At 63.5% G+C, this 21,240-nt stretch carries 16 protein-coding genes; 10 read left to right on the plus strand and 6 right to left on the minus strand.

Translation table 11 applies throughout. The features are described 5' to 3' along the window. The 10 genes from E4P01_RS03275 (at nucleotide 1) to E4P01_RS03320 (ending at nucleotide 14,235) form a co-directional block, all read left to right on the plus strand. Nucleotides 1–1,290 (plus strand): DotU family type VI secretion system protein, encoded by a 1,290-nt coding sequence (locus E4P01_RS03275; protein WP_078822642.1) that lies wholly within the window; start codon nucleotides 1–3, stop codon nucleotides 1,288–1,290. Next, on the plus strand, nucleotides 1,287–4,787 hold the full coding sequence (gene tssM, locus E4P01_RS03280) for a type VI secretion system membrane subunit TssM (RefSeq protein ID WP_216090486.1): 3,501 nt from the start codon (nucleotides 1,287–1,289) through the stop codon (nucleotides 4,785–4,787). The genes E4P01_RS03275 and tssM overlap by 4 nt, the downstream gene beginning before the upstream one ends. After that, entirely contained in the window at nucleotides 4,784–5,437 is a 654-nt protein-coding gene (tagF, locus tag E4P01_RS03285; protein WP_103734146.1) for a type VI secretion system-associated protein TagF, read from the plus strand. Before tssM ends, tagF begins: the two co-directional genes overlap by 4 nt. Further along, on the plus strand, nucleotides 5,438–6,157 hold the full coding sequence (locus E4P01_RS03290) for a protein phosphatase 2C domain-containing protein (RefSeq protein WP_005792503.1): 720 nt from the start codon (nucleotides 5,438–5,440) through the stop codon (nucleotides 6,155–6,157). Then, nucleotides 6,154–9,132 carry a serine/threonine-protein kinase gene (locus E4P01_RS03295; protein ID WP_216090485.1) on the plus strand — a complete coding sequence of 993 codons (2,979 nt, stop codon included), beginning with the start codon at nucleotides 6,154–6,156 and terminating at the stop codon, nucleotides 9,130–9,132. The genes E4P01_RS03290 and E4P01_RS03295 overlap by 4 nt, the downstream gene beginning before the upstream one ends. Beyond that, nucleotides 9,132–9,836: an ABC transporter ATP-binding protein gene (locus tag E4P01_RS03300; RefSeq protein ID WP_078822639.1), complete on the plus strand. Its 705-nt coding sequence runs from the start codon at nucleotides 9,132–9,134 to the stop codon at nucleotides 9,834–9,836. The genes E4P01_RS03295 and E4P01_RS03300 overlap by 1 nt, the downstream gene beginning before the upstream one ends. Beyond that, on the plus strand, nucleotides 9,836–11,020 hold the full coding sequence (locus E4P01_RS03305) for an ABC transporter permease (RefSeq protein WP_248129888.1): 1,185 nt from the start codon (nucleotides 9,836–9,838) through the stop codon (nucleotides 11,018–11,020). The genes E4P01_RS03300 and E4P01_RS03305 overlap by 1 nt, the downstream gene beginning before the upstream one ends. Then, nucleotides 11,013–12,725 (plus strand): SUMF1/EgtB/PvdO family nonheme iron enzyme, encoded by a 1,713-nt coding sequence (locus tag E4P01_RS03310; RefSeq protein ID WP_248129890.1) that lies wholly within the window; start codon nucleotides 11,013–11,015, stop codon nucleotides 12,723–12,725. Before E4P01_RS03305 ends, E4P01_RS03310 begins: the two co-directional genes overlap by 8 nt. Nucleotides 12,726–12,809: 84 nt before the next feature. After that, nucleotides 12,810–13,736, plus strand: a complete 927-nt coding sequence (tagQ, locus tag E4P01_RS03315; protein WP_032878708.1) for a type VI secretion system-associated lipoprotein TagQ — start codon at nucleotides 12,810–12,812, stop codon at nucleotides 13,734–13,736. A 124-nt stretch (nucleotides 13,737–13,860) separates the two neighbouring features. Further along, complete coding sequence (locus E4P01_RS03320) at nucleotides 13,861–14,235, plus strand: hypothetical protein (protein WP_032803751.1); 375 nt, start codon at nucleotides 13,861–13,863, stop codon at nucleotides 14,233–14,235. Nucleotides 14,236–14,367: 132 nt separating this feature from the next. On the opposite strand, the gene E4P01_RS03325 is transcribed toward E4P01_RS03320, so the two are convergent. The 6 genes from E4P01_RS03325 to exbB all read right to left on the minus strand — a co-directional run bounded on the left by E4P01_RS03325 (nucleotide 14,368) and on the right by exbB (nucleotide 21,165). Beyond that, the gene (locus tag E4P01_RS03325; RefSeq protein ID WP_005792496.1) at nucleotides 14,368–15,768 is read right to left on the minus strand and encodes an aminoacyl-tRNA deacylase and HDOD domain-containing protein; all 1,401 of its coding nucleotides are present in this window, start codon (nucleotides 15,766–15,768) and stop codon (nucleotides 14,368–14,370) included. Between the two features lie 77 nt (nucleotides 15,769–15,845). After that, a complete protein-coding gene (gene recG / locus E4P01_RS03330) occupies nucleotides 15,846–17,921 on the minus strand; it encodes an ATP-dependent DNA helicase RecG (protein ID WP_032881178.1) in 2,076 nt (691 codons plus the stop codon). An 8-nt stretch (nucleotides 17,922–17,929) separates the two neighbouring features. Then, nucleotides 17,930–18,850 carry a hydrogen peroxide-inducible genes activator gene (locus E4P01_RS03335; protein WP_032878710.1) on the minus strand — a complete coding sequence of 307 codons (921 nt, stop codon included), beginning with the start codon at nucleotides 18,848–18,850 and terminating at the stop codon, nucleotides 17,930–17,932. A gap of 156 nt (nucleotides 18,851–19,006) precedes the next feature. Then, on the minus strand, nucleotides 19,007–19,753 hold the full coding sequence (locus E4P01_RS03340; protein ID WP_005792493.1) for an energy transducer TonB: 747 nt from the start codon (nucleotides 19,751–19,753) through the stop codon (nucleotides 19,007–19,009). Further along, nucleotides 19,750–20,175: a TonB system transport protein ExbD gene (gene exbD / locus E4P01_RS03345; RefSeq protein ID WP_003195519.1), complete on the minus strand. Its 426-nt coding sequence runs from the start codon at nucleotides 20,173–20,175 to the stop codon at nucleotides 19,750–19,752. The genes E4P01_RS03340 and exbD overlap by 4 nt, the downstream gene beginning before the upstream one ends. Nucleotides 20,176–20,181: 6 nt before the next feature. Next, entirely contained in the window at nucleotides 20,182–21,165 is a 984-nt protein-coding gene (exbB, locus tag E4P01_RS03350) for a tonB-system energizer ExbB (RefSeq protein WP_032878712.1), read from the minus strand. Between the last annotated feature and the right edge of the window lie 75 nt (nucleotides 21,166–21,240).

Here is a 21,240-nt window from a genome sequence, read left to right on the forward strand (position 1 = left end):
ATGCACCCCAATGATGATGACCGCACCCAGTTCATGCCGCGCCCGGGTGGCCGAGCGCCGGAGCCTGCACGCGCAGAACCGACGCCGCTGTCGATGCCGGCTGCGCCGATCCTCACCGGCAAAAGCCAGGGCCTCAACCCGCTGGAAAGCGCCGCCGGCCCTTTACTGGCGTTGCTGACGCGGCTGCGCAACACCATCGCCCACCCGGCGCCAGCCAGCCTGCGGGCGCAGTTGTTGGCCTATCTGCGTCAGTTCGAAGAGCGCGCCGAAGCGGCTGGTGTGGCGCGCAACGAAGTGCTGCTGGCCCGTTACGCGCTGTGCACCGCCCTGGATGAAGCGGTGTTGAGCACGCCGTGGGGCAGCACCAGTGATTGGGGCAAGCAAAGCCTGCTGATCACCGTGCACAACGAAGCCTGGGGCGGTGAAAAGGTCTTCCAGTTGCTCGACCACTGCCTGCAAAGCCCACGGGAACGCCTGTACCTGTTGGAGCTGTTGTACCTGTGCATGTGCCTGGGTTTCGAAGGCCGCTACCGCGTGATGACCGACGGTCGCAGCCAATTGGAAGCCTTGCGCGAGCGCACCGCCGCAGCGATTCGCAGTGCCCGTGGTGAACACGAGCGTGAGCTGTCGCCGCACTGGCGCGGCGTGACCGTGGCCCGTGATCGCCTGGCGCAGTTCATGCCACCGTGGATCGCCGTGGCGATCGGCGTGGCGCTGCTGCTGGCGTTGCTGTTTGGCCTGCGCATGAAACTGGCCTCGGACGCCGAGCCAGTGTTTAAAAACATTCATGCACTGGGCGAGATCCCGGTGCAGGCCATCGACCGTCCGGTGGCGCAGCCAAAAGTGATCGAGCGGCCGCGCCTGGCCGGCTTCCTGGCCGAAGACATCAAGGCCGGTCGCGTGGCCGTGGAAGACAAGGTTGACCGTTCGGTGGTGACCATTCGTGGCGATGAGCTGTTCGCCTCCGCCAGCTCCAGCATTGTCGATGCTTACCAGCCGCTGATGCTGCGCATCGCTGATGCCATTCGCAAGGTCAAGGGTCAGGTGCGTGTCACCGGCCATAGCGACAACCGCCCGATCGCCACGCTGCGCTTTCCGTCGAACTGGGCGCTGTCCGAAGCCCGGGCCAAGTCGGTGCTGGAGATCCTCGCGGCCAAGACCGGCCAGGCTGATCGCTTCAGCGCCGAAGGCCGTAGCGACACCGAGCCGCTGGCGAGCAACGGGACTGCCGAAGGCCGTGCCCGCAATCGTCGGGTTGAAATCACCGTACTGGCGGAGGGCGTCGAGTGAAGGCGTTTTTCAGTTTCATGATTCGCTGGGTGATCCCCGTTCTGGGCCTGATTGCTCTGAGCCTGATCATCTGGTTTGTCGGGCCGTTGCTCGACGTGTTGATGCCCGAAGGGCGACGTTGGGCGCTGATCATTCTGGTATTTGCGCTGTGGCTCGCCTACCGCGTGTTCCGCATCATCCAGGCCCGCCGTCAGGCCGCCGAAGTGATGCGCAGCCTGGCCGCCGAAACCCCGGCTGATCCCAACAGTGTTGCCACTGCCGAAGAGTTGTCGACCTTGCGCCAGCGCATGGACGAAGCCCTGACGCTGCTGAAAAAAGCCAAGCTGGGCGGTGACGAACGCCGCAACCTTTACGAGCTGCCGTGGTACGTGATCATTGGCCCGCCGGGTTCGGGCAAGACCACCGCACTGGTCAATTCCGGATTGCACTTTCCGCTGGCGGCGCAGTTGGGCGCCGGTGCCGTGCGCGGCGTCGGTGGTACGCGTAACTGCGACTGGTGGTTTACCGATCAGGCCGTTTTGCTTGACACCGCGGGCCGCTACACCACCCAGGACAGCAACTCGACGGTGGATAAAGCCGCGTGGCTGGGCTTTCTTGACCTGCTGAAAAAGCAACGTTCGCGCCGACCCATCGATGGTGCGTTTATCGCCATCAGCCTGTCGGATTTGCTGCTGGGTACAGACGCCGAGCGCGCCGCCCATGCCGCCGCGATTCGCCTGCGTATCCAGGAGCTGTACACCCAGTTGGGCGTGCGTTTCCCCATCTACCTGATGCTGACCAAGCTCGACCTGGTGCCGGGCTTCATGGAGTTCTTCGACAACCTGAGCAAGGAAGAGCGCGCCCAGGTGTGGGGCATGACCTTTGCCCTGGACGACGGCAAAAATAGCGACAGCCCGTTGGCGCACCTGCAAAGCGAATTCGCCGGGCTGGAGCAGCGCCTCAACGAACGCCTGGTCGAGCGTCTGCAACAGGAGCGCGACCCGGCACGCCGCGACCTGATCTACGGTTTCCCGCAGCAGTTCGGCGCGTTGAAGGACTGTCTGCAAAGCTTCCTTGAAGGTGTGTTCAAGCCCAACGCCTTTGAAGAGCGCGTGTTGCTGCGTGGCGTGTATTTCACCAGCGGCACCCAGGAAGGCAGCCCGATTGACCGCCTGATCGGCGCCATGGCCCAGAGCATGAACCTGGACCGCCAGCACCTGGCGCGCCAGAGCGGCACCGGGCGCAGTTACTTCATCGAAAAACTCTTCACCGCAGTGGCTTTCGCCGAGCGTGGCTTGGTGGGGGTGAACCCGAAAATCGAACGGCGCCGCAAGTGGATTGCACGTGGTGTGCTGGCGGCCACCGTTGCGCTGGTCGTGGTGGTCAGCAGCCTGTGGTGGGTGAGTTATCGCGCCAACCAGGCGTATATCGCCCAGGTCGATCAGAAAGTTGCGCCCCTGGGCCAGACCGTGCAGAACCTGAGCCCGGCACAACGAGAAGTGCTCGCGGTGCTACCACTGCTGAACGCGGTGAAGAACCTCGCGGGGGATTCGCCGAGCTGGTCCGAAGGGCTGGGGCTGTATCAGGGCGATATGCTTGAAGCCGAATCCGCCAGTGTCTACCGCAAGCTGTTGATCGCCGTGTTCGCGCCACGCTTGGTGACGCGCATCGAAGAGCAACTGCACGGCGGCGGTAACTCCGACTTTCTCTACGAGGGCCTCAAGGCCTACCTGATGCTCGCCGACACCGAGCATTACGATCCGGACTTTATCAAGGCCTGGATCGCCCTGGACTGGGACCGCAACCTGCCCCGCGACCTTCCGGCCGATCAGCGTCAGGCGCTGGCCGGGCACTTGCAAGCGCTGTTCGGACGGCACCCGCCGAGCGCCCGCCTGGACCCGCGCCTGATCGATGACCTGCGACGCCAGTTGCAGCAACTGCCGGTGGCCCAGCGCGTGTATGACCGGGTCAAGCGCCAGAAACTGCCCGAAGGCATCCCGGACTTTCGTCTCAACGAAGCCGCTGGGCGTGACGCCGCGCTGGTGTTCAGCCGCAAAAGCGGCAAGCCATTGGGTGAGCCGTTGAGTGGTTTCTTCACTGCCAAGGGCTATCGTCAGGCGTTCTTGCTGAGCAGCCTGAACCAGACCGGCACCCTGGCCGAGGAACAATGGGTGCTGGGCCACGAACAGGCCGATCAGCAAAACGTGGTGAGCCTGGCCGCGGATGTGCGTCGCTTGTACTTCCAGGACTACCAGCGTCAGTGGGATGCGCTGCTTGCCGACATCGACTTTGTGCCGATCACCAGCGTGGCCCAGGCCGCCGACGTGCTGCGGGTGATTTCCGGCCCGACCTCGCCGCTGAAAAAGCTGCTGGTGGCGGTCGCCAGGGAAACCGATCTGCAAGCCGAAGAGCGCCAGTTGGCTGCCAAGGGTGTACCGGTGGAAGGTGGCGTCGACAAGCTCAAGGAGCGCCTTGGCAGCTTGCTTGGCCAGGAGCAACCGACGGCGAATGCCCCGGCGGCGTCGGAGGATCCGGTGACCGCGCACTTTGCCGAACTCAACAGCATCGTCAGCAAAAACGAAGGCGAACCGGCGGCCATCGACGGCCTGCTGTCGGACATGAATGCGCTGTATGTGCAGGTCAGCGCCATGGTCGGTGCCAGCGGCGATGCCTTGCTCGGTGAGGCCAAGAACCAGGCGGCGGCTGCGGCCACGCGGGTCAGCCTGAATGCCGAGCGCCAGCCGCCGCTGGTGCAGGGCATGGTCAAGTCGGTGGTCAATTCCACCACCAACAGCATGATGGGCGGGGTGCGTAACCAGCTGAACGCGGCCTGGGTCAGTGAAGTGGTCAACGTGTATCGTCAGTCGTTGGCCGGTCGCTACCCGATGTCGCCGGGCAGTGCGCGGGACGCCACCCTGGATGACTTCGGCCAGTTCTTCGGCGTGGGCGGGGTGATGGATAACTACTTCCGCAAATACTTGCAGCCCTATGTGGATACATCGGCACAGACCTGGCGCTGGCAACCGGGCGCGGCGCAGAAGCTGGGGATTGCCCCGGGCGTGCTGCAAACCTTCCAGCGGGCGGCGACAATTCGCGATGCGTTCTTCAGGTCCGGGGGCACCCAGCCTATCGTGCGTTTCGAGCTCAAGCCGGTGTCGATGGACCCGACCATCACCCAGTTTCTGCTTGATCTGGATGGCCAGCAGTTGAGCTACGACCACGGCCCGAGCCGCCCGGTAGCGATGCAATGGCCGAACCCTGGCAGCATCGGCGTGGTGCGTATTTCCATCATGCCGCCGTCGGCCAGTGGTCGCTCCGGTATCACGCTGGACGGTCCGTGGGCCTGGTTCCGTCTGCTGGAGCAATCGGATCTCACCGCGGGCAACTCGCCGGACCGCTTCAACCTGCGCCTGCGGGTTGATGGTGCGAGCATCGCCTACGAGCTGCGCGCCAACAGTGCCTTCAACCCGTTCAGAAGCCGCGTGCTCAGCGGTTTCAGCCTGCCGGAGCGGCTATGACGACTGTGGGTTTCTACGGCAAGTTGGCCAGTCGCGGGGACTTTGTCAGCCGCGCCTTGCCCCAGAGTTTTATCGGCCCGTGGGACAGCTGGCTGGCGGCGGGTTTGCTCGCCAGCCAGAACAGCCTGGGCGGTGACTGGCTCAACGTGTATCTGGTCAGCCCTTTGTGGCGCTTCGTACTGGCGCCAGGCGTATGCGGGCCCGATGCCGCGGCGGGCGTGGTGATGCCGAGCATTGATCGGGTCGGGCGGTATTTTCCGCTGGCCGTGGTCACCTTGCTGGATCACGACACCAACCCCGCCTCCCTGGTGGGCGGGCCGGACACCTGGTTCGAGCAGGCCGAAGAGCTGTTGCTCAGCACCCTGGACAGTGGCGCTACCTTCGAAAGTTTCAACGCGGGTCTCGACGCCCTGGGCTTTCCGGCGAGTGAGCCGCGTGCGGTCGACAGCCGTTTCGCCGGCCTGCAGCGCGTGGCCGCCATCGTGCCCCATCAGCGCATGACCGCACTGGCCGAACAGGCGTGCGAGGGCGCGAGCCTGTGGTGGGGCCGTGGTTCGCAACGTATTTCACCTGGTTTATTACGGTGCCAGGGCTTGCCTGCCGCCAATGATTTTGCGCAGTTTTTGCTCGGACAAGAAGGTGTGGTGTAGATGGGCGCGACGTACAAATCCGCGAGCAAAAGCCATGTGGGCATGGTTCGCCAAGTCAACGAAGATGCCTTTCTGGACCTGCCGGAAAACCGCCTGTGGGTGGTGGCCGATGGCATGGGCGGGCACGCCGCGGGGGACTATGTCAGCAGCTTGATCGTCGACAGCCTGCGCCATGTACCGCTGGGCCGCTCCCTCGACGAATACACCGCGGCGCTGCGCAATGATCTGCTGCGCATCAACACCGCTGTACGCGAAGAAACCGCCAACCGTGGCGTGACCATGATGGGCAGTACGGTGGTGGTATTCGCCGCCCGCGGCTTGCGCGGTGTGTGCCTGTGGGCCGGCGACAGTCGCTTGTATCGCCTGCGTGACGGCGTGCTGGAAAGCATCTCCCGCGACCACAGCTACGTGCAGGACCTGCAAGACAGCGGCTTGCTCAGCGAAGCTGACGCCCGCACTCATCCGCGCTCCAATATCGTCACCCGCGCTGTCGGCGTGGAAGCGCAACTGGACGTGGCGTCGGTTGAACTGTTGATCGCTCCCGGCGACAGCTACCTGTTGTGCAGCGACGGCCTGAACAAGACCGTCGAAGACCGCGAAATCCGCGACGTGCTCAGCCATGACGCACCGGACGAAATCGTGCGCAGCCTGGTGCACCTGGGGCTCAATCGCGGCGCACCGGACAACATCACCACCCTCGTCGTGAAGGTCTCGTCATGAACATTGTCATTCCAGGTTATGACATCGAAGGCGAGATCGGCGAAGGCGCCATGGCCAGCGTGTACCTGGCGACCCAGCGGTCGCTGGAGCGCAAGGTAGCGTTGAAGGTGATGGCCGCGGCGCTGGCAGCCGATCCGAGTTTCTGCGAGCGCTTCCTGCGTGAGGGCAAGACCCTGGCGCGCCTGTCGCACCCGCACACGGTGACCATCCATGACATCGGCAACGTCGGTGAGCTGTATTACATGGCCATGGAATACCTGCCCAACGGCACGCTCAAGGAGCGCATCGCTGCCGGCCTGACGCCGGAGCAGGGGGTGACGCTGATCCGCCAGATCGCCTCGGCGCTGGGTTATGCCCATGCCCAGGGCTTGGTGCACCGCGACGTCAAGCCGGCGAACATTCTGTTCCGCGCCGATGGCACCGCAGTACTTTCCGACTTTGGTATCGCCAAGTCGCTGGACGACCGCACCCAATTCACCCAGGCCGGGTTTGCCGTGGGTACACCCAGCTACATGAGCCCCGAGCAGGCGCGGGGCCAGGAGATCGACGGGCGCGCCGATCTCTACGCACTCGGTGTGGTGCTGTACGAAATCCTCGTCGGCAAGCTGCCCTACAGCGGCACCGATGCGCTTTCCACTGCGCTGGCGCACCTGACTGAGCCGTTGCCGGAATTGCCTGTGCATCACGGGCGTTACCAGGGTGTGCTGCGCAAGTTGTTGGCCAAAGACCCGGCGCAGCGTTATCCGGATGCGGCAGCGTTGTTGTTGGCGCTGGATCAACTGCCGGCGGATGAATCGGACGCCACGCTGGTACGGCCGCTGCCGATTCCTCTGAGCTTTGATCTGGCGGGCATGACCCCTGTCACCATCGACATTCCGACTGATAAACCGCAGCCGCAGCCAATAGTGCGCCAACCGGTGGTCACGCCGACCCAGCACAGTGCGCCCTCCGAGCAGCGCCGTGGTCCGGTATTGGCCTTGGCCGCCGTGGCGGTCGCCGTCGCGTTGGCCATTGGTGGCGCCAGCTACTGGTGGTTGAGTGGCAGCGATGAACCGGCTCAGCCGCCAGCCGCCGTGGTGCCCACGGTGATGCCACCGGTGGCTGTCGCTGCAGTGGATGGCGGTCAACGTCCGTTGCTGATGGCGGGCAAGAAGACCCTGTTCCAGCGCGTACTCAGCAAGCCCGGCGCCCAGCTTTCAGCAGACGCGGGCAGCGCGCCGGGTAAAGCGTTGCCGGCGTTTTCCGTGCTCTACGTGTACCAGCGCAAGGAAGTGGATGGCAGCCCGTGGGTACGCGTGGGCGCCGCCACCGATGGGCGCAGCGACGGTTGGTTGCCGGCCGCCCAGGTCAGCGACTGGAAACAAAGCCTGGTGCTCAAGTTCACCGAGCGCTCGGGGCGTGCGCCCGTGATGTTCCTGCGCCAATCCGGCGAGGTGGAGAAACTGTTGGCCGATCCTGCCGCCGCGAAAAGCGTGCTGACCAAGGCGCAGAGTAACCCTGAGGACAACCAGCAAGTCCTGGCCCTTGAGCCGACCGCCAGCGCGGTTCCGCAAAACCAGTTCTACCTGTTGCCGATTTTCGACTCAAAAGAGAGCTTCGACGAAAACGGCCAGCCGGTGCAGTTGCTCAACGTGGCCTCTATCGACCCAGGCCGCAGCGCGGCTGCCACACCGGCGACCCCGACACTCAGCGCCAATGCCGATGCATTCCGCACCGCCGTGGTTCTGGTGGTGGATACCACGGTATCGATGCAGCCCTACATCGACCAGATCCGCGACGTCGTACACGAGTTGCAAACCCGTATCGCCGAGCGCGGCGAACTGGACAGCGTCAGCTTCGGCCTGGTCGGCTTTCGCAGCAGCATCAAGAAAACCCCTGGCCTTGAGTACGTCGCCAAGACCCTGATCAGCCTCGACCAGGGGCGCGATCCGCAGCGCTTCCTCGATATGGCGCGCCAGGTCAAAGCCTCAACCGTCTCCAGCCATTCCTTCAACGAAGATGCGTTTGCCGGGGTGATGCAGGCGGTGGATGGCATGGACTGGTCGGGCTATGGCGGGCGCATCATCCTGCTGGTCACCGACGCGGGTGCGCTGCGCAAGAACGACCCGTTCGCCGCTACCCAGATGAACGAAGCCGAAGTGCGACAGGCCGCACTCGGCAAGCAGATCAAGATCTACGCGCTGCATCTGCGCACCGATGTCGGCAAGAAAACCCACGCCGGTGCCGAGAGCCAGTACCGCATCCTTACCGCCGACGCCAACCCGCAGATCGGTGACCTGTACACGCCAGTGCCGGGAGGCGATGTGCGCAAGCTGGGTGAGCGCGTCGATGAGATCGGTACAGTGTTCGCCGACCTGGTGCATCAGGTGCGCAACAACACGCCGCAACCGGTGCCGCTGCTCGGTTCGGCGCCAAGCCTGGCGGACAAATCCACCGCGGTCGGCTATGCCATGCACATGGACTTCCTCGGGCGCAAAACCGCCAGCCAGGCGCCGCAACTGGTCAGCGCCTGGACCGCCGACCGCGACCTGACCAACCCGGCACTGCCAGCGTTCCAGGTGTGCGTGATGCTGACCAAGCTGCAACTCAATGACCTGCAACAGTCGCTGAAGTTGATCGTGGATGCGGCGCGCAAAACCCAAAGCTCGCCCAAGGATTTCTTCCAGGAAATTGCCAGCGCCTCGGCTTACATGAGCCGAGACCCGCAGGCCCTGCGCAAGGGCGGCAACCTGGCCGACGGCGGTCTGCTCGGTGAATACCTGGAGGGCCTGCCGTACCGCAGCAAGTCGCTGAACATGACCCAGGATTTGTGGCTGTCGTTGAGCGTGGCTGAGCAGGAAGACTTTATCGACGAGCTGGATTCGAAAATCCGCCTGTATGAAACCTTCCATAACGACGTGGCCAACTGGGTCCGTTTCGGCGATGCCGAACCGGGTGATGCGTTGTACCGCGTGCCGCTGTCGACGCTGCCGTAATGTTGAACCTGAGCGCAGTGCACAAGAGCCGGGGCGTTGGTAGCCAGCGCTACAGCCTGGTGATTCCGGTGTTGCACCTGCAAGCGGGCGAACAACTGGCGATTGTCGGCCCCAGTGGTTGCGGCAAAAGCACGTTGCTGGATCTGCTGGCGCTGGTATTGGCGCCGGATCAGGTCGGGCAGTTTGCGTTCAACCAGCAGGACATCGGCGCGCTGTGGCGTGCCGACCGGCAATCCGCCCTGGCCGCGTTGCGCAGCCAGCACTTGGGCTATGTACCGCAAACCGGTGGGCTGCTGGGGTTTCTGGATGTGCGCGGCAATATCGCTTTGTCCCGGCAATTGCTGGGCTTGAAGGACGACGGCAGCGTGGCGCGTCTGGCCGAGCAGTTGCAGGTCAGCGATCAGTTGGCCAAGCGCCCGGCGGCGTTGTCGGTGGGCCAGCGCCAGCGCGTGAGTTGTGCCCGCGCCCTGGCCCATGCGCCGCAACTGGTGCTGGCGGATGAGCCGACCGCTTCCCTCGACCCGCTCAACGCCGAGCGGGTGATGCAGGCGCTGCTGGCCCGGGCCCGTGAACAGCGGGCGGCCTGTGTGATCGCCACCCATGACGAACCCCTGGCCCGCGCCAGTGGCTTGCAGGTGCGGCGTATCGGTTGCCGTCGCGATGCTGACGGCGGCGTCACCGCAACCCTCGGGGAGGCGTGCTGATGCGCATCGGTCTGCTTGCCTCACTCGCCTGGCAGGACTATCGCAACGACGGTTGGCTGTCGGCCTGTTCGGTGCTGGCGCTGGTAGCGGTTATCGCGCCATTGCTGGTGTTATTCAGCCTGAAATTTGGACTGGTTAGCAGTTTGACCGAACGCTTGGAGACCGATCCGGCTACCCGTGAAATTATCCCGTTGGGCGGTGGCCGATTCAGCGCAGCGTTTATCGAGCAGTTGGGGCAGCGCAGCGATGTGGCGTTTGCTTTGCCGCGCACACGGCAGATTGCGGCAACGGCCCAAGTGGGCGCGCTGACCCTGGAAATGTTGCCAACCGCAGCGGGTGATCCGTTGTTGGCAGGCTTACCGATGCCTCACGGTTTGGATCAGATTGTGCTCAGCCATACCGCTGCCGAAAAGCTTGCGGCAAGGCCCGGTGACTGGCTGGAAACCAGCTTTGCGCGGCAAGTGGCGGGGCGCGTCGAGGCCCAGCGCACGCGGTTGCAAGTGCTGGCGGTGTTGCCGTTGGAAGCCTTTGCCCGTGATGGACTGTTGACTGATTTAGCGTTGCTGGAAGCGGCGGAAGATTATCGCGATGGCCGTGCGGTGCCGGCGTTGCATTGGGACGGCGAGGTGGCGGGCGTGAGCGAACAGCGTATCTATCCGGCGTTTCGCCTGTATGCGCGCAGCCTCAGTGATGTGGAACCGCTGCGGGTGTATTTCGCCGGGCAGAACCTGCTGGTGTCGACCCAGGCGCACACTATCGCCCAAGTGCAGTCGTTGAGCCGCAACCTGTCGATTGTATTCTGGATCATCGCCGGGTTGGCCCTGGCCGGAGCCTTTGCGGCGATATTTGCCGGCGCGTTGGCGGCGGTCGCGCGCAAGCGGCGGGAATTGTCAGTGTTGCGCCTGCTGGGGTTTTCCACCGGCGCGCTGTTGCTGTTCGTGCTGTTGCAGGCGCTGTACAGCGCCGGTTTTGCGGGCTTGCTCAGTGTTGGGCTCTATGGCCTGGCCGAAGCGGGTTTGAATCAACTCTTCGTGCAGGTGCCGGGCGAGTACGCCAGCCATCTGTTGGCGCGTCACTACGGCCTGGCCCTGGCTGCCGTGCTCGGCGTCAGCGCCGTGGCGGCGGCCTGTGGGGGGTGGCGGGTGGCGCGTATCCAGGCTTCTGAAGGAATCAGAGATGTATAAGTTACTGGGCGCCTGCGTGGCGCTGAGCCTGGCCTCGCTGGCCTGGGCGGATGAGGCAAGCGACAAGCTCGACAACCCGAAACCGTTGCCGGATGACGTGAGCTTGCCGCTGCCGTGCGAAGGCAACATGGTGTTCCGCTATGCCTACGTGCTGGCCCAGGGCACCCTGGATGACCGCGAAGTCAGCCTCGGCTACCCCTTTGCCGAAGGCGAGGCCGGTTACCAGCAGTCGTTTATTTCCGGTTATCGCCGCGACTTCATCAACGGCCAGTTCACCCTCAAGGACTTGCCCAAGGCCTGGAACAAGGTCATCGCGCCGCTGATGCCCAAGACCGACGCCAAGACCCCACTCAAGCCCATGCTGTACTTCATCGGCAAGTACGAAGTGACTGCACGCCAATATGCCCAGGTGATGGGCCAGGCGCAGTCCCTGGCCAGCGGTGAACCGGCACCGGCGTGTGACGCGCCCACCGGCATGGCCGGGCGGTTGCCCAAGGTGAAGCTGTCGCGTTTTGAAGCCGAGCATTTTTCGGCGGTGTACAGCGCCTGGCTGATGAAGTACCACCGCGAGTTGTTGCCGGTGAGCGGGCGCGGTTCGTTAGCCGAAGACGGCGGCCTGGGCTTTGTGCGCCTGCCTACCGAGGTTGAGTGGGAATACGCCGCACGCGGCGGCCAGGCGGTGAGCCGTCAGGACCTGGAAAGCCGCTTGTATCCACGGCGCGCCGAGGGCAGCGAAAGCGATGGCCCGCTGGCTGATTACGCGGTGTTCAACCAGGTCGCCGGCGGCACCGGTCAGGCGGCACGGCTGATGCCCATCGGCACCAAATTGCCCAACCCCATCGGCCTGTTCGACGTGATCGGCAACGCTGCGGAAATGGTCCAGGAATCGTTCCAGCTGGTACATGCCGGCCGACGCCAGGGCACCTATGGCGGCTTTGTGGTCAAGGGCGGCAATTACCTGGAAGGCGAGGGCACCTTGTTTACCGGTATGCGCCGCGAATACCCATTGTTTGCAGCCGATGGCACCGAGCAAAGCAACGAGACCACCGGCTTTCGCGTGGCGATCGGCGCGTTGTCGGCGCCGCGTTCGCGCTACAAGGAGTTGTTTGCCCAATGGCAGAAGGAAGGCCGCCTCGCTGCGCTGACCGACGCCATCGACGACGCCCAGGACCCGACCAAGCGCCTGGACAGCATCATCGCCGCCAGCGTCGACCTCAAGCTGCAGGCCGAGCTGGGTCTGGTCAACGAAGAGCTCAAGCGCAACGTTTCGCTGATCGCCCAGCAGCGCGAAGAGGCCGCGGGCAACCTGATCCAGTCGGCGGCGTTGGTGGCCGAGACCATCAGCAACTACAACATTCGCCTGGCCAACCTGCAGAAGAGTCGCCAGCAGGCCGTCGACAGCAAGGACGAAGCCAGCGCGCAGCTGTTCGCCACCGCCATTGCCAATGGACGCAGCGCCCTCGACGGCGCGGTGGCGATTTATATCGACAACCTGGCCACCGGCACGCGCTACACCGATGCGGTGATCCAGGCGCAGTTTCAACGGGTCAAGGAAGAGTTGGATCGCAAGCCAGTGCTCGGCAAGAGCCTGGTGACGCGCGCGACACTGTTCGTTCGCCATGTCGGCAACTACCGCAAGCAACAGCGGGCCGACCCGGCAACGATCTTGAAGGAATTGCTCGCAGCGAGCGGTCAGCGGTCTTGATCGTTGGCTGTCTAGCGAGCTTGGAAGGGACTCAGGCGGCGGTGGGCCGTGCTGGGCAAGTCAAACTTAACAGAGATCACATCTATGCTTTTTTCCCGTAAGTCGGTTTCCAAGCGTCACCTGCTGCTGATCGCGGCCGGTTTCAGCACCGTGTTGACCGGTTGCGCTACGTCGCCTGCGTCCAAGGTCGCGTCGAGCACCAAGGTCGAGTACTACCCCAACTGCTACGAGCCGGTGCAGCATCTGCGTGCCACCGACTCGAACATGACCAAGTCGGTGGTGACCGGTGCCGCCATCGGCGCGGCCGGCGGTGCGTTGCTGGGCGCGCTGACCGGCGACAAGGAAAAACGTGGCCGTAATGCCGCCATCGGTGCTGCCGGTGGCGCCCTGGCCGGCGGCGCGGCGGGTTACTACACCGAACGTCAGAAGCAGATCGCCGATGACAACCAGCGCATCGCCTCCTATGCCGCTGACGTGAATAAAAGCGTCTCCGACATCGACCGCAGCACCGCCTACGCCAAGGCGTCGCAGCAGTGCTACCAGAGTGCGTTCACCAAGCTTGTGGCCGACCGCAAGGCCAAGACCGTCAACGATACCGAAGGCCGCAAGCGCCTGGCGGAAATCGTCTCGGGCTTGAAGGAATCCAATGACCTGATCGTCGCAGTCAACGGCAAAGCCAGCGAAGACCTGAACAACTACACTCAGGCTTACGAAAAAGACCTGCAGCAAGTCGGCGTGCAGCGTGCCGACGTGGTCACCGTGGCCCAGGCCGATGCGGCGCCTGTCGTGACGCCGACCAAGAAGAAAGGCGCGGGCACCAAGCCACCGAAAAAGCCGGTGCTGCCAACCGTGCCGAAAGAAGCGGTCACCACCGAGAAGACCTTGCAAACGGCCCAGGCCAAGCAAGCTGAAAGCAAGCAGGTAGCCAACGCGGGTGATTCCCAGCTCAAGCTCAACTGCACCAACCCGAACCTGGTTGACTGGGCGCCGGTACCTTGCCCTAACGTCTAAGCACTTGTTGCTATAAGCGTTAAACGCCAGCCGATCTGCGCCTAAAGCGCAAGATCGGTGGCGTTCTATTTGCAAATCGTTACACTGCTGCGGCCACTCCAATAAATACACCGAGGCCGTGTGCATGAAATTTCGTCTTCTTCTGTGGGTGCTTGGCCTGATGATGGGCAAAGCCAGCCGCACCAATCCCGCCTTCCAGCAGCAACTGGGTGACAAAGACCTGGCCTTCCAGCTGCAGACCCTCGACGGCAAGGTTGCCCGTCACTTCATTGTCAAAGACCAGCGCATCACCAGCCGTTCAGGTGTTCACCCTGAGCCTGCCTTTGCGATTGCTTTCAAGGATGCCGCCTACGGTTTTGCCACGATGCAGGCGAAGAACAAGCAACTGGCGTTCATGACGGGGATTCAGGACAAGTCGATTCAGATCAAGGGCAACCCGGCGCTGGTGATCTGGTTTCAAGGGCTGACCAAGTATTTGAAGCCGAAGAAAAAGAAGTAGGGTTTTCAGGTATACCGAGTTGGATTCATCGCAGGCAAGCCAGCTCCCACAGTCTGGCTGCGTTCCAACGCTGGAACTCGATCAACTGTGGGAGCTGGCTTGCCTGCGATAGCGGTTTATCAGGTGAAAGATTTAGCCCTGGCTGAACTGCGATGCCAACTCGCGCAACAGCACCTCGGCATCCAACACCTTGGCGACCACTTCCTCAGCTTTTTCCCGGCTCAAGCCCAAACGCTCCAGCAACGCATCCGGAATCGCCTCATCTGGCCCCGATCCAATCCCCCGGCTACGCAACAATCGCACCGCCAGACACACCAAGTTCGGATACTCGGCATATTGCCCGTCATAGGTCGGATCGTGCTGAAAGCGCAGGGCTGTGGACAGTTCGTCCGGCATGTCCCAGTAGCGCATCAGCCACGCACCAATCTGTTCGCGGCTGATCCCCAGCAAATGTTGCTCGACATAGCTGTGGCACAGGTGCGGGTTGACCTCCAGGTGTCGGCAGATCAGCGAGAAATGCGGTGGGAACACATGGGCCAGCAGCAGGTAGCCGAAGTTGTGCAACAGCCCGGCCAGGTAGGTCAGGCCGGCTTCCGGGCGCTGGGCACGGGGCATGGCGCGGGTCAGCCCCTCGATCACGGCAGCGGTGTAGATCGACTGATGCCAGTACGGGGTGGACTGATGCGGACGGTCTTTGGGCAGGCTCAGGGTTTTGCCCAGTGCCAGGCCGAGCGCCAGGTTGATCACCAGATCGAAGCCCAGTACGCGCACGATGGCGTCTTCGACTGAACGGATCTTGCCCGGCGAGGCGTAGTAGGGCGACGCGGCCCAACTCACCACCTGGGCGGCCAGCGCCGGGTCGGTTTCCACCACGCCGGTGATGTCATCGATGGTGGCGTTGGGATCTACGCGCAGCTTGATGATCTTTTGCGCCGTGTCGGCCAGCGGTGGAATCTCGATGGTCGCTTCCAGGCGTTGCTGAATGCGGCGGGCTGTGAACGCCTGCATCGCCTGGGTGATTTCCTCGCGGTCATCATTGGGGCGGTCCAGGTTCGGGCGAATGTTGCTCAATGGCTCGCCGAACTGGGCGGCACTGGCCTTGGTGAGCAGGCTCTTGAAGGCGTCACTGGGGATTTCCAGCAACAACCCGGCTTCGCCCGAATGCACCAGCAGGCTCGGCTCGTTGAGCAGGCTGCCTTCATACAGGCAAGGTGAACTGGTGAGCGGCGGCAGCCCGGGCAGCAGGCTCAGGTCATGCTTGCCAAGCATACGCTCGACCCGCTCCGGGGCTACGGCCGTGAGACGGCGACCAGTGAGTTCGGTGAGGCGGTTGAGGTCAAGCAACTGGCTTTGAGGGAACAGCACCATGAGTGCACCGACCGCATCCTCAAGCAACACCGCCTGGACCTTTCGCGCAGGGTTCAGGCCCGCGTGTTCGGCGACTTCCGTGTAGGGGACGGCGAGCTTTGCGAGCAGCGCCCGAATGACCGGCGGGGCGGTCAGTGGGGCTGTGGCGAGGGCAACTTCTGACATGGCCTGATCCAATTTCTTACAGTCATTGGAGTATAACCAGCTTGATACGGGTGATGGTCGGATAAGTGCGTCGGGCGTCACACTTGGCCGTATTGCTGCCCGTGCCGCAGCCAGCGATCCAGCAGCGGGCTGACATGTTCGGGCCAGCGTTCCAACAAGGCTTGCGCGGCGTCGCGCACAGCAGGCAACAAGTCGGCGTCACGCATCAGGTCAGCGACCTTGAATTGCAGCAGACCGGTCTGGCGTGTGCCGAGCATTTCACCCGGGCCGCGCAGTTCGAGGTCTTTTTCGGCGATGACAAACCCGTCGTTGGTTTCACGCATGATGCCCAGGCGCTGGCGGCCGATCTGCGACAGCGGCGGGTGATACAACAGCACGCAATGGCTGGCAGCGCTGCCCCGGCCGACCCGGCCGCGCAATTGGTGCAGTTGCGCCAGGCCCAGGCGTTCGGGGTTTTCGATGATCATCAGGCTGGCGTTGGGCACGTCCACGCCCACTTCGATCACCGTGGTAGCCACCAGCAATTGCAGGTTGCCGGCCTTGAACTCGGCCATCACTGCGGCTTTCTCTGCCGGTTTCATGCGGCCATGGATCAGCCCGACCTTGAGTTCGCCCAGGGCGCTGGTGAGGTCTTCGTAAGTGGTTTCGGCGGCTTGGCAGGTCAGCTCTTCGGACTCTTCAATCAAGGTACAGACCCAGTACGCCTGCCGGCCTTCGGCGCAGGCGCCGCGCACGCGCTCGATCACCTCCACGCGCCGGGTGTCGGTGACCAGCACGGTGTTGACCGGCGTACGCCCGGGCGGCAATTCATCGAGGATCGAGGTGTCGAGATCGGCGTAGGCGCTCATGGCCAGGGTGCGCGGGATCGGGGTGGCGGTCATGATCAACTGGTGCGGGTTCATGCGCCCGCCCACGCCTTTCTGGCGCAGGGCCAGGCGCTGTTGCACGCCGAAGCGATGCTGCTCGTCGATGATCACCAGCGCGAGGTTCTTGAACTGCACTTCGTCCTGGAACAGCGCATGGGTGCCCACCACCATCGGCGCGCCGGCAGCGATTTGCTCCAGGGCGCTCGCACGGTTCTTGCCTTTGAGCTTGCCGGCCAGCCACGCCACTTCCAGGCCCAGCGGCTCGAGCCAGCGCTTGAAGGTGATGAAGTGTTGTTCGGCGAGAATTTCTGTCGGCGCCATCAGCGCGACTTGGTAACCCGCCTCCAGTGCTTGCAAGGCGGCGAGGGCGGCGACCACGGTTTTGCCTGCGCCCACGTCGCCCTGGATCAGGCGCAGCATGGGTTCTTGCTGGCTGAGGTCGTAGGCGATCTCATTGCCCACGCGCTGCTGTGCTCCGGTCGGCGCAAAGCCGAGGTTGGCCAGGTATTGCGCGGGCAGCCGCGTAGCCTTGGGCATCGCCGGCGCACGCAGGGAACGCATGCTTTCACGCAGGCGCTGCTGGGACAGTTGGTGGGTCAACAGCTCTTCGAAGGCCAGGCGATGCTGGGCCCAGTGATGGCCGAGGGCGAGTTCGTCCACATCGGCATCGGCGGGCGGGTGATGCAGGTAGCGGATCGCATCGGCCAGGGGCGCCAGTTGATAGTCGCGGGCCAGCTCCAGGGGCAGCCAGTCGGGCAGGCTTTGCGGGCCGAGCATGGTCAGGGTTTGCATGCACAGTTGGCGCAGGCGTTGCTGGGTCAGGCCCTCGGTCAGCGGGTAGATCGGCGTGAGGGTGGTGTCCACCGGTGGCGGTTCGTCGCCGGTGATGGCGCGGTATTCCGGGTGGTAGATCTCCAGGCCCGATGCACCGGGACGTGCCTCACCGTAGCAGCGCACACGGGTGCCACGCTTGAGGCCTTCTTTCTGCGCGTTGCTGAAATGGTAGAAGCGCAGGCTCAAGCCGCCAGTACCATCCTGCAGGCGCACCACCAGGCTGCGGCGCTTGCCCATCACCACGTCAGCGCCGCTGACAGTGCCTTCGACCACCGCATCCTGGCCTGGGCGCAAATGGCCGATGGGCACGACGCGGGTGCGGTCCTGATAACGCAGGGGCAAGTGGAACAGCACGTCCTGGAGGTTTTCCAGGCCGACCTTGGCCAACTTCTCGGCCATGGCGTCACCGACACCCTTGAGTGCCGTCACCGACACCTGCGACAGCTCAGTCATACGGTTGCTTAGCTCGCAGCGGGCGGCTTGGCCACCGAACACAGGCGAATCGAGTCGGCGAGGATCTCAATTGCCTTGGGGCGTGGGAAGCTGGCGCGCCAGGCGATCGCCACGGTACGGAACGGCACCGGAGGCGTGAGTGGGCGAACTTCGATCACGCCTTGAGCGTAGTGATGGCTGTCCACCGCTGACAGCGGCAGGATCGAAATACCCAGGCCGGAAGCGACCATATGGCGAATGGTTTCCAGGGAGCTGGATTCCACCGTGGTGTGCTTGGCGCCGTCGTTGCCCTTGGTCAGGGTCGGGCAGGCTTCCAGTACCTGGTCGCGGAAGCAGTGGCCTTCGCCGAGCAGCAGCAGGCTCTTGTCGTTGAGCAGGCCGGCATCGATGGTGTCCTTTTTGGTCCACGGGTGCGAGGCCGGCATCAGCACGTAGAACGGCTCGTCGTAGAGCGGCAGGGTCAGCACGTCCGCCTCGTTGAACGGCAGGGCGATGATGATCGCGTCCAACTCGCCGTTGCGCAGTTTGTCGCGCAGCACGTGAGTGAAGTTTTCTTCGATATACAGCGGCATCTGCGGCGCGACGCGGTGCAGTTGCGGGATCAGGTGCGGGAACAGGTAAGGGCCGACAGTGTAGATCGCGCCGACTTTGAGCGGTGCGGTCAGCTGGTTCTTGCCGGCCTGGGCCAGCTCGCGAATGCTTTGCGCCTGCTCCAGGACCTTCTGGGCCTGGGCAACGATGCCTTCGCCCACTGGGGTGAGGCGCACGGCGCTCTTGCTGCGCTCGAAAATCAGCACACCGAGTTCGTCTTCAAGCTTTTTCACGCCCACCGACAGCGTCGGCTGGCTGACGTGGCAACGCTCGGCGGCATGGCCGAAGTGCTGTTCTTGGGCGAGGGTCACGATGTAGCGTAATTCTGTAAGAGTCATAGCAGGCGTCCATGAAGTTGCGGGCCAAGCATACCGGCTGCAATCGATAGACGCACGTTATCAGAACTTTGCTGGGGATTGAGTGGGGAATGTCGGAAATTGTTGTCGCGGTGAAAGACGATGCGGGAGGGGGCGAGCCCCTCCCACATTGCTCCGCTAGCGGCGACGTTTATCGATGTTGTAAACGAAGGGTGCGACCAGTTCGACACTGCCGTTTTTCAACAAGTCGGCTGGCGGTTTGGGCAAGGGTTGAGCCTTGCGGATCATCTCCAGAGTCGCGCGATCCAGGTCGGCGTTGCCGGAGCGGCCTTCCAGTTCGTAGGACAGTACATTGCCTTCGCCATCGACCACGAAACGCAAGCGGTTCATGCCTTCCTTGCCACGTTGCTGGGCGCCCGGCGGGTACTTCTTGTACTTCTGCAGGTGCGCCAGCAGGGTACTTTGCCAGGATGCCTGGGCAGCAAGCTGCTGTGCCGATGGCCCGGGCGCAGGCTGGGCGGATTTTTGCGCAGGCGCGTTGCTCGGCGGCGTTTCGCTTGGAGGCTCCTCGGAAGGTTTCTCCTTGGGCGGATCGGGCTTCTTCTCTACTGGCTTGGGCGGTTGCGGCTTGGGTTTGGGCTTGACCGGCTTGGGCACCTGGATCGTTGGTTTGGGCGCCTCGGCCAATTTCGGCAGCGGCAGCTCCTCAACTGGCGGCGGCGGTGGCGCCACGACCTTGGGCGGTGCCGGAGGCGGCGGTGGCGCTGGCAGCGGCGCCAGGTCGATGACCATCGCGGCAGGCGGTAACTGGATCACCTGCGGCGCGGACCATTGGAGCGCGATGATGATCGCGACGGCATGCACGCCCAGCACGACGGCGAGGCTGGTGCCGTAACGCGTCAGTTTGTGGCGCGTCGTGATCATTTCTTGGCTGCCGTCTCAAGTCCGACCAGGCCTACCTTGAGGTAGCCGGCTGCCCGCAGGGCATCCATCACACTCATCAGGTCGCCGTAGTCCACGCCCTTGTCGGCCTGGAAGAAGATTGTCGTGTCTTTCTTGCCCTGGGTCTTGGCGTCGAGCACCGGCCCCAGGGTTTCAGCCTTGACTTCTTCTTCGCCCAGGAACAGGCGTTGGTCCGCCTTGACGCTGAGGAAAATCGGCTTCTCCGGCCGCGGCGCCGGCTTGGCGCTGGAGGCGGGCAGGTCAACCTTGATGTCCACGGTGGCCAACGGTGCAGCCACCATGAAGATGATCAGCAGCACCAGCATCACGTCGATAAACGGCGTAACGTTGATTTCGTGGTTCTCGACGAGTTCGTCGTCGCCTTGATTCAAATGCAGGCCCATGGCCGATTACCCCACTTTCACCATGTGCGGTTGCGAGCTGCGCTCGGTAGGCAGGTGATCGAGGTCACGGCTGACCAGCAGCAGGACTTCTGCCGACGCATCCGATACCTGAGCCTTGTAGCCGGCGATCGAACGGGCGAAGACGTTGTAGATCACCACCGCAGGGATCGCGGCAACCAGGCCCAGGGCAGTAGCCAGCAGGGCTTCGGCGATGCCGGGGGCAACGACGGCGAGGTTGGTGGTCTGGGTTTTGGCGATGCCGATGAAGCTGTTCATGATGCCCCATACGGTGCCGAACAGGCCGACAAACGGCGCGGTGGAACCGATGGTGGCGAGTACGCCGGTGCCGCTGCTCATGTTACGGCCGCAGGCGGCAACCAGGCGCTCCAGGCGGAAAGCCACGCGTTCCTTGATGCCTTCTTTTTCGCGGGTGTTGGCCGACAGGCGCATTTCTTCCAGCGCGTCGTGCACCAGGGTGTTGGCCAGGGTGCCCTTTTTGGTTGCGGTTTCGCTCGCTTCCTTGAGGGTAGTGGCTTTTTTCAGGTGGACGATTTCAGCGCGCAGACGACGCTTGGCGCCCAGCAGCTCGAAGCCTTTGGCAATCCAGATGGTCCAGGTGATGATCGAGGCGATGGCCAGGCCGATCATCACAGCCTTCACCACTACGTCGGCATTCTGGTACATGCCCCATGGCGACAGGTCATGGGCCATACCCAGGGTGTTGTCTTCTTCCAGCACAACGCCGGTTTCGTTGGCAGGTGCGGCGTCGCCCGTGGCCTGGGCCGGGTCGGTAGCCACTGGAGCAACGGCAGGTGTCGTCGGGGTCGCAGCATTCTGCTCGGTAGCCGCCGGAGTGGCGGGGGCGGTGGCATCAGCGAATGCGGCGGTCGGTGCCAGCAGGACGCTGAACAGCATCGCAGCAATCGCACGCCAGGCGCGGGATGGGCTGTGAGGCTTGGTTGGCGAAGCGGGGGTTGTATTACATGTCATGCTGGCCGGACCTGAGAGAAAAAATGGGTGATCGTCCTTCCAGACCGAGGGGGGTCGAGGACAAATGGGTGGTTA

Source organism: Pseudomonas sp. NCIMB 10586 (assembly GCF_023127895.1).
GTDB classification, from domain to species: Bacteria; Pseudomonadota; Gammaproteobacteria; order Pseudomonadales; family Pseudomonadaceae; genus Aquipseudomonas; species Aquipseudomonas synxantha_A.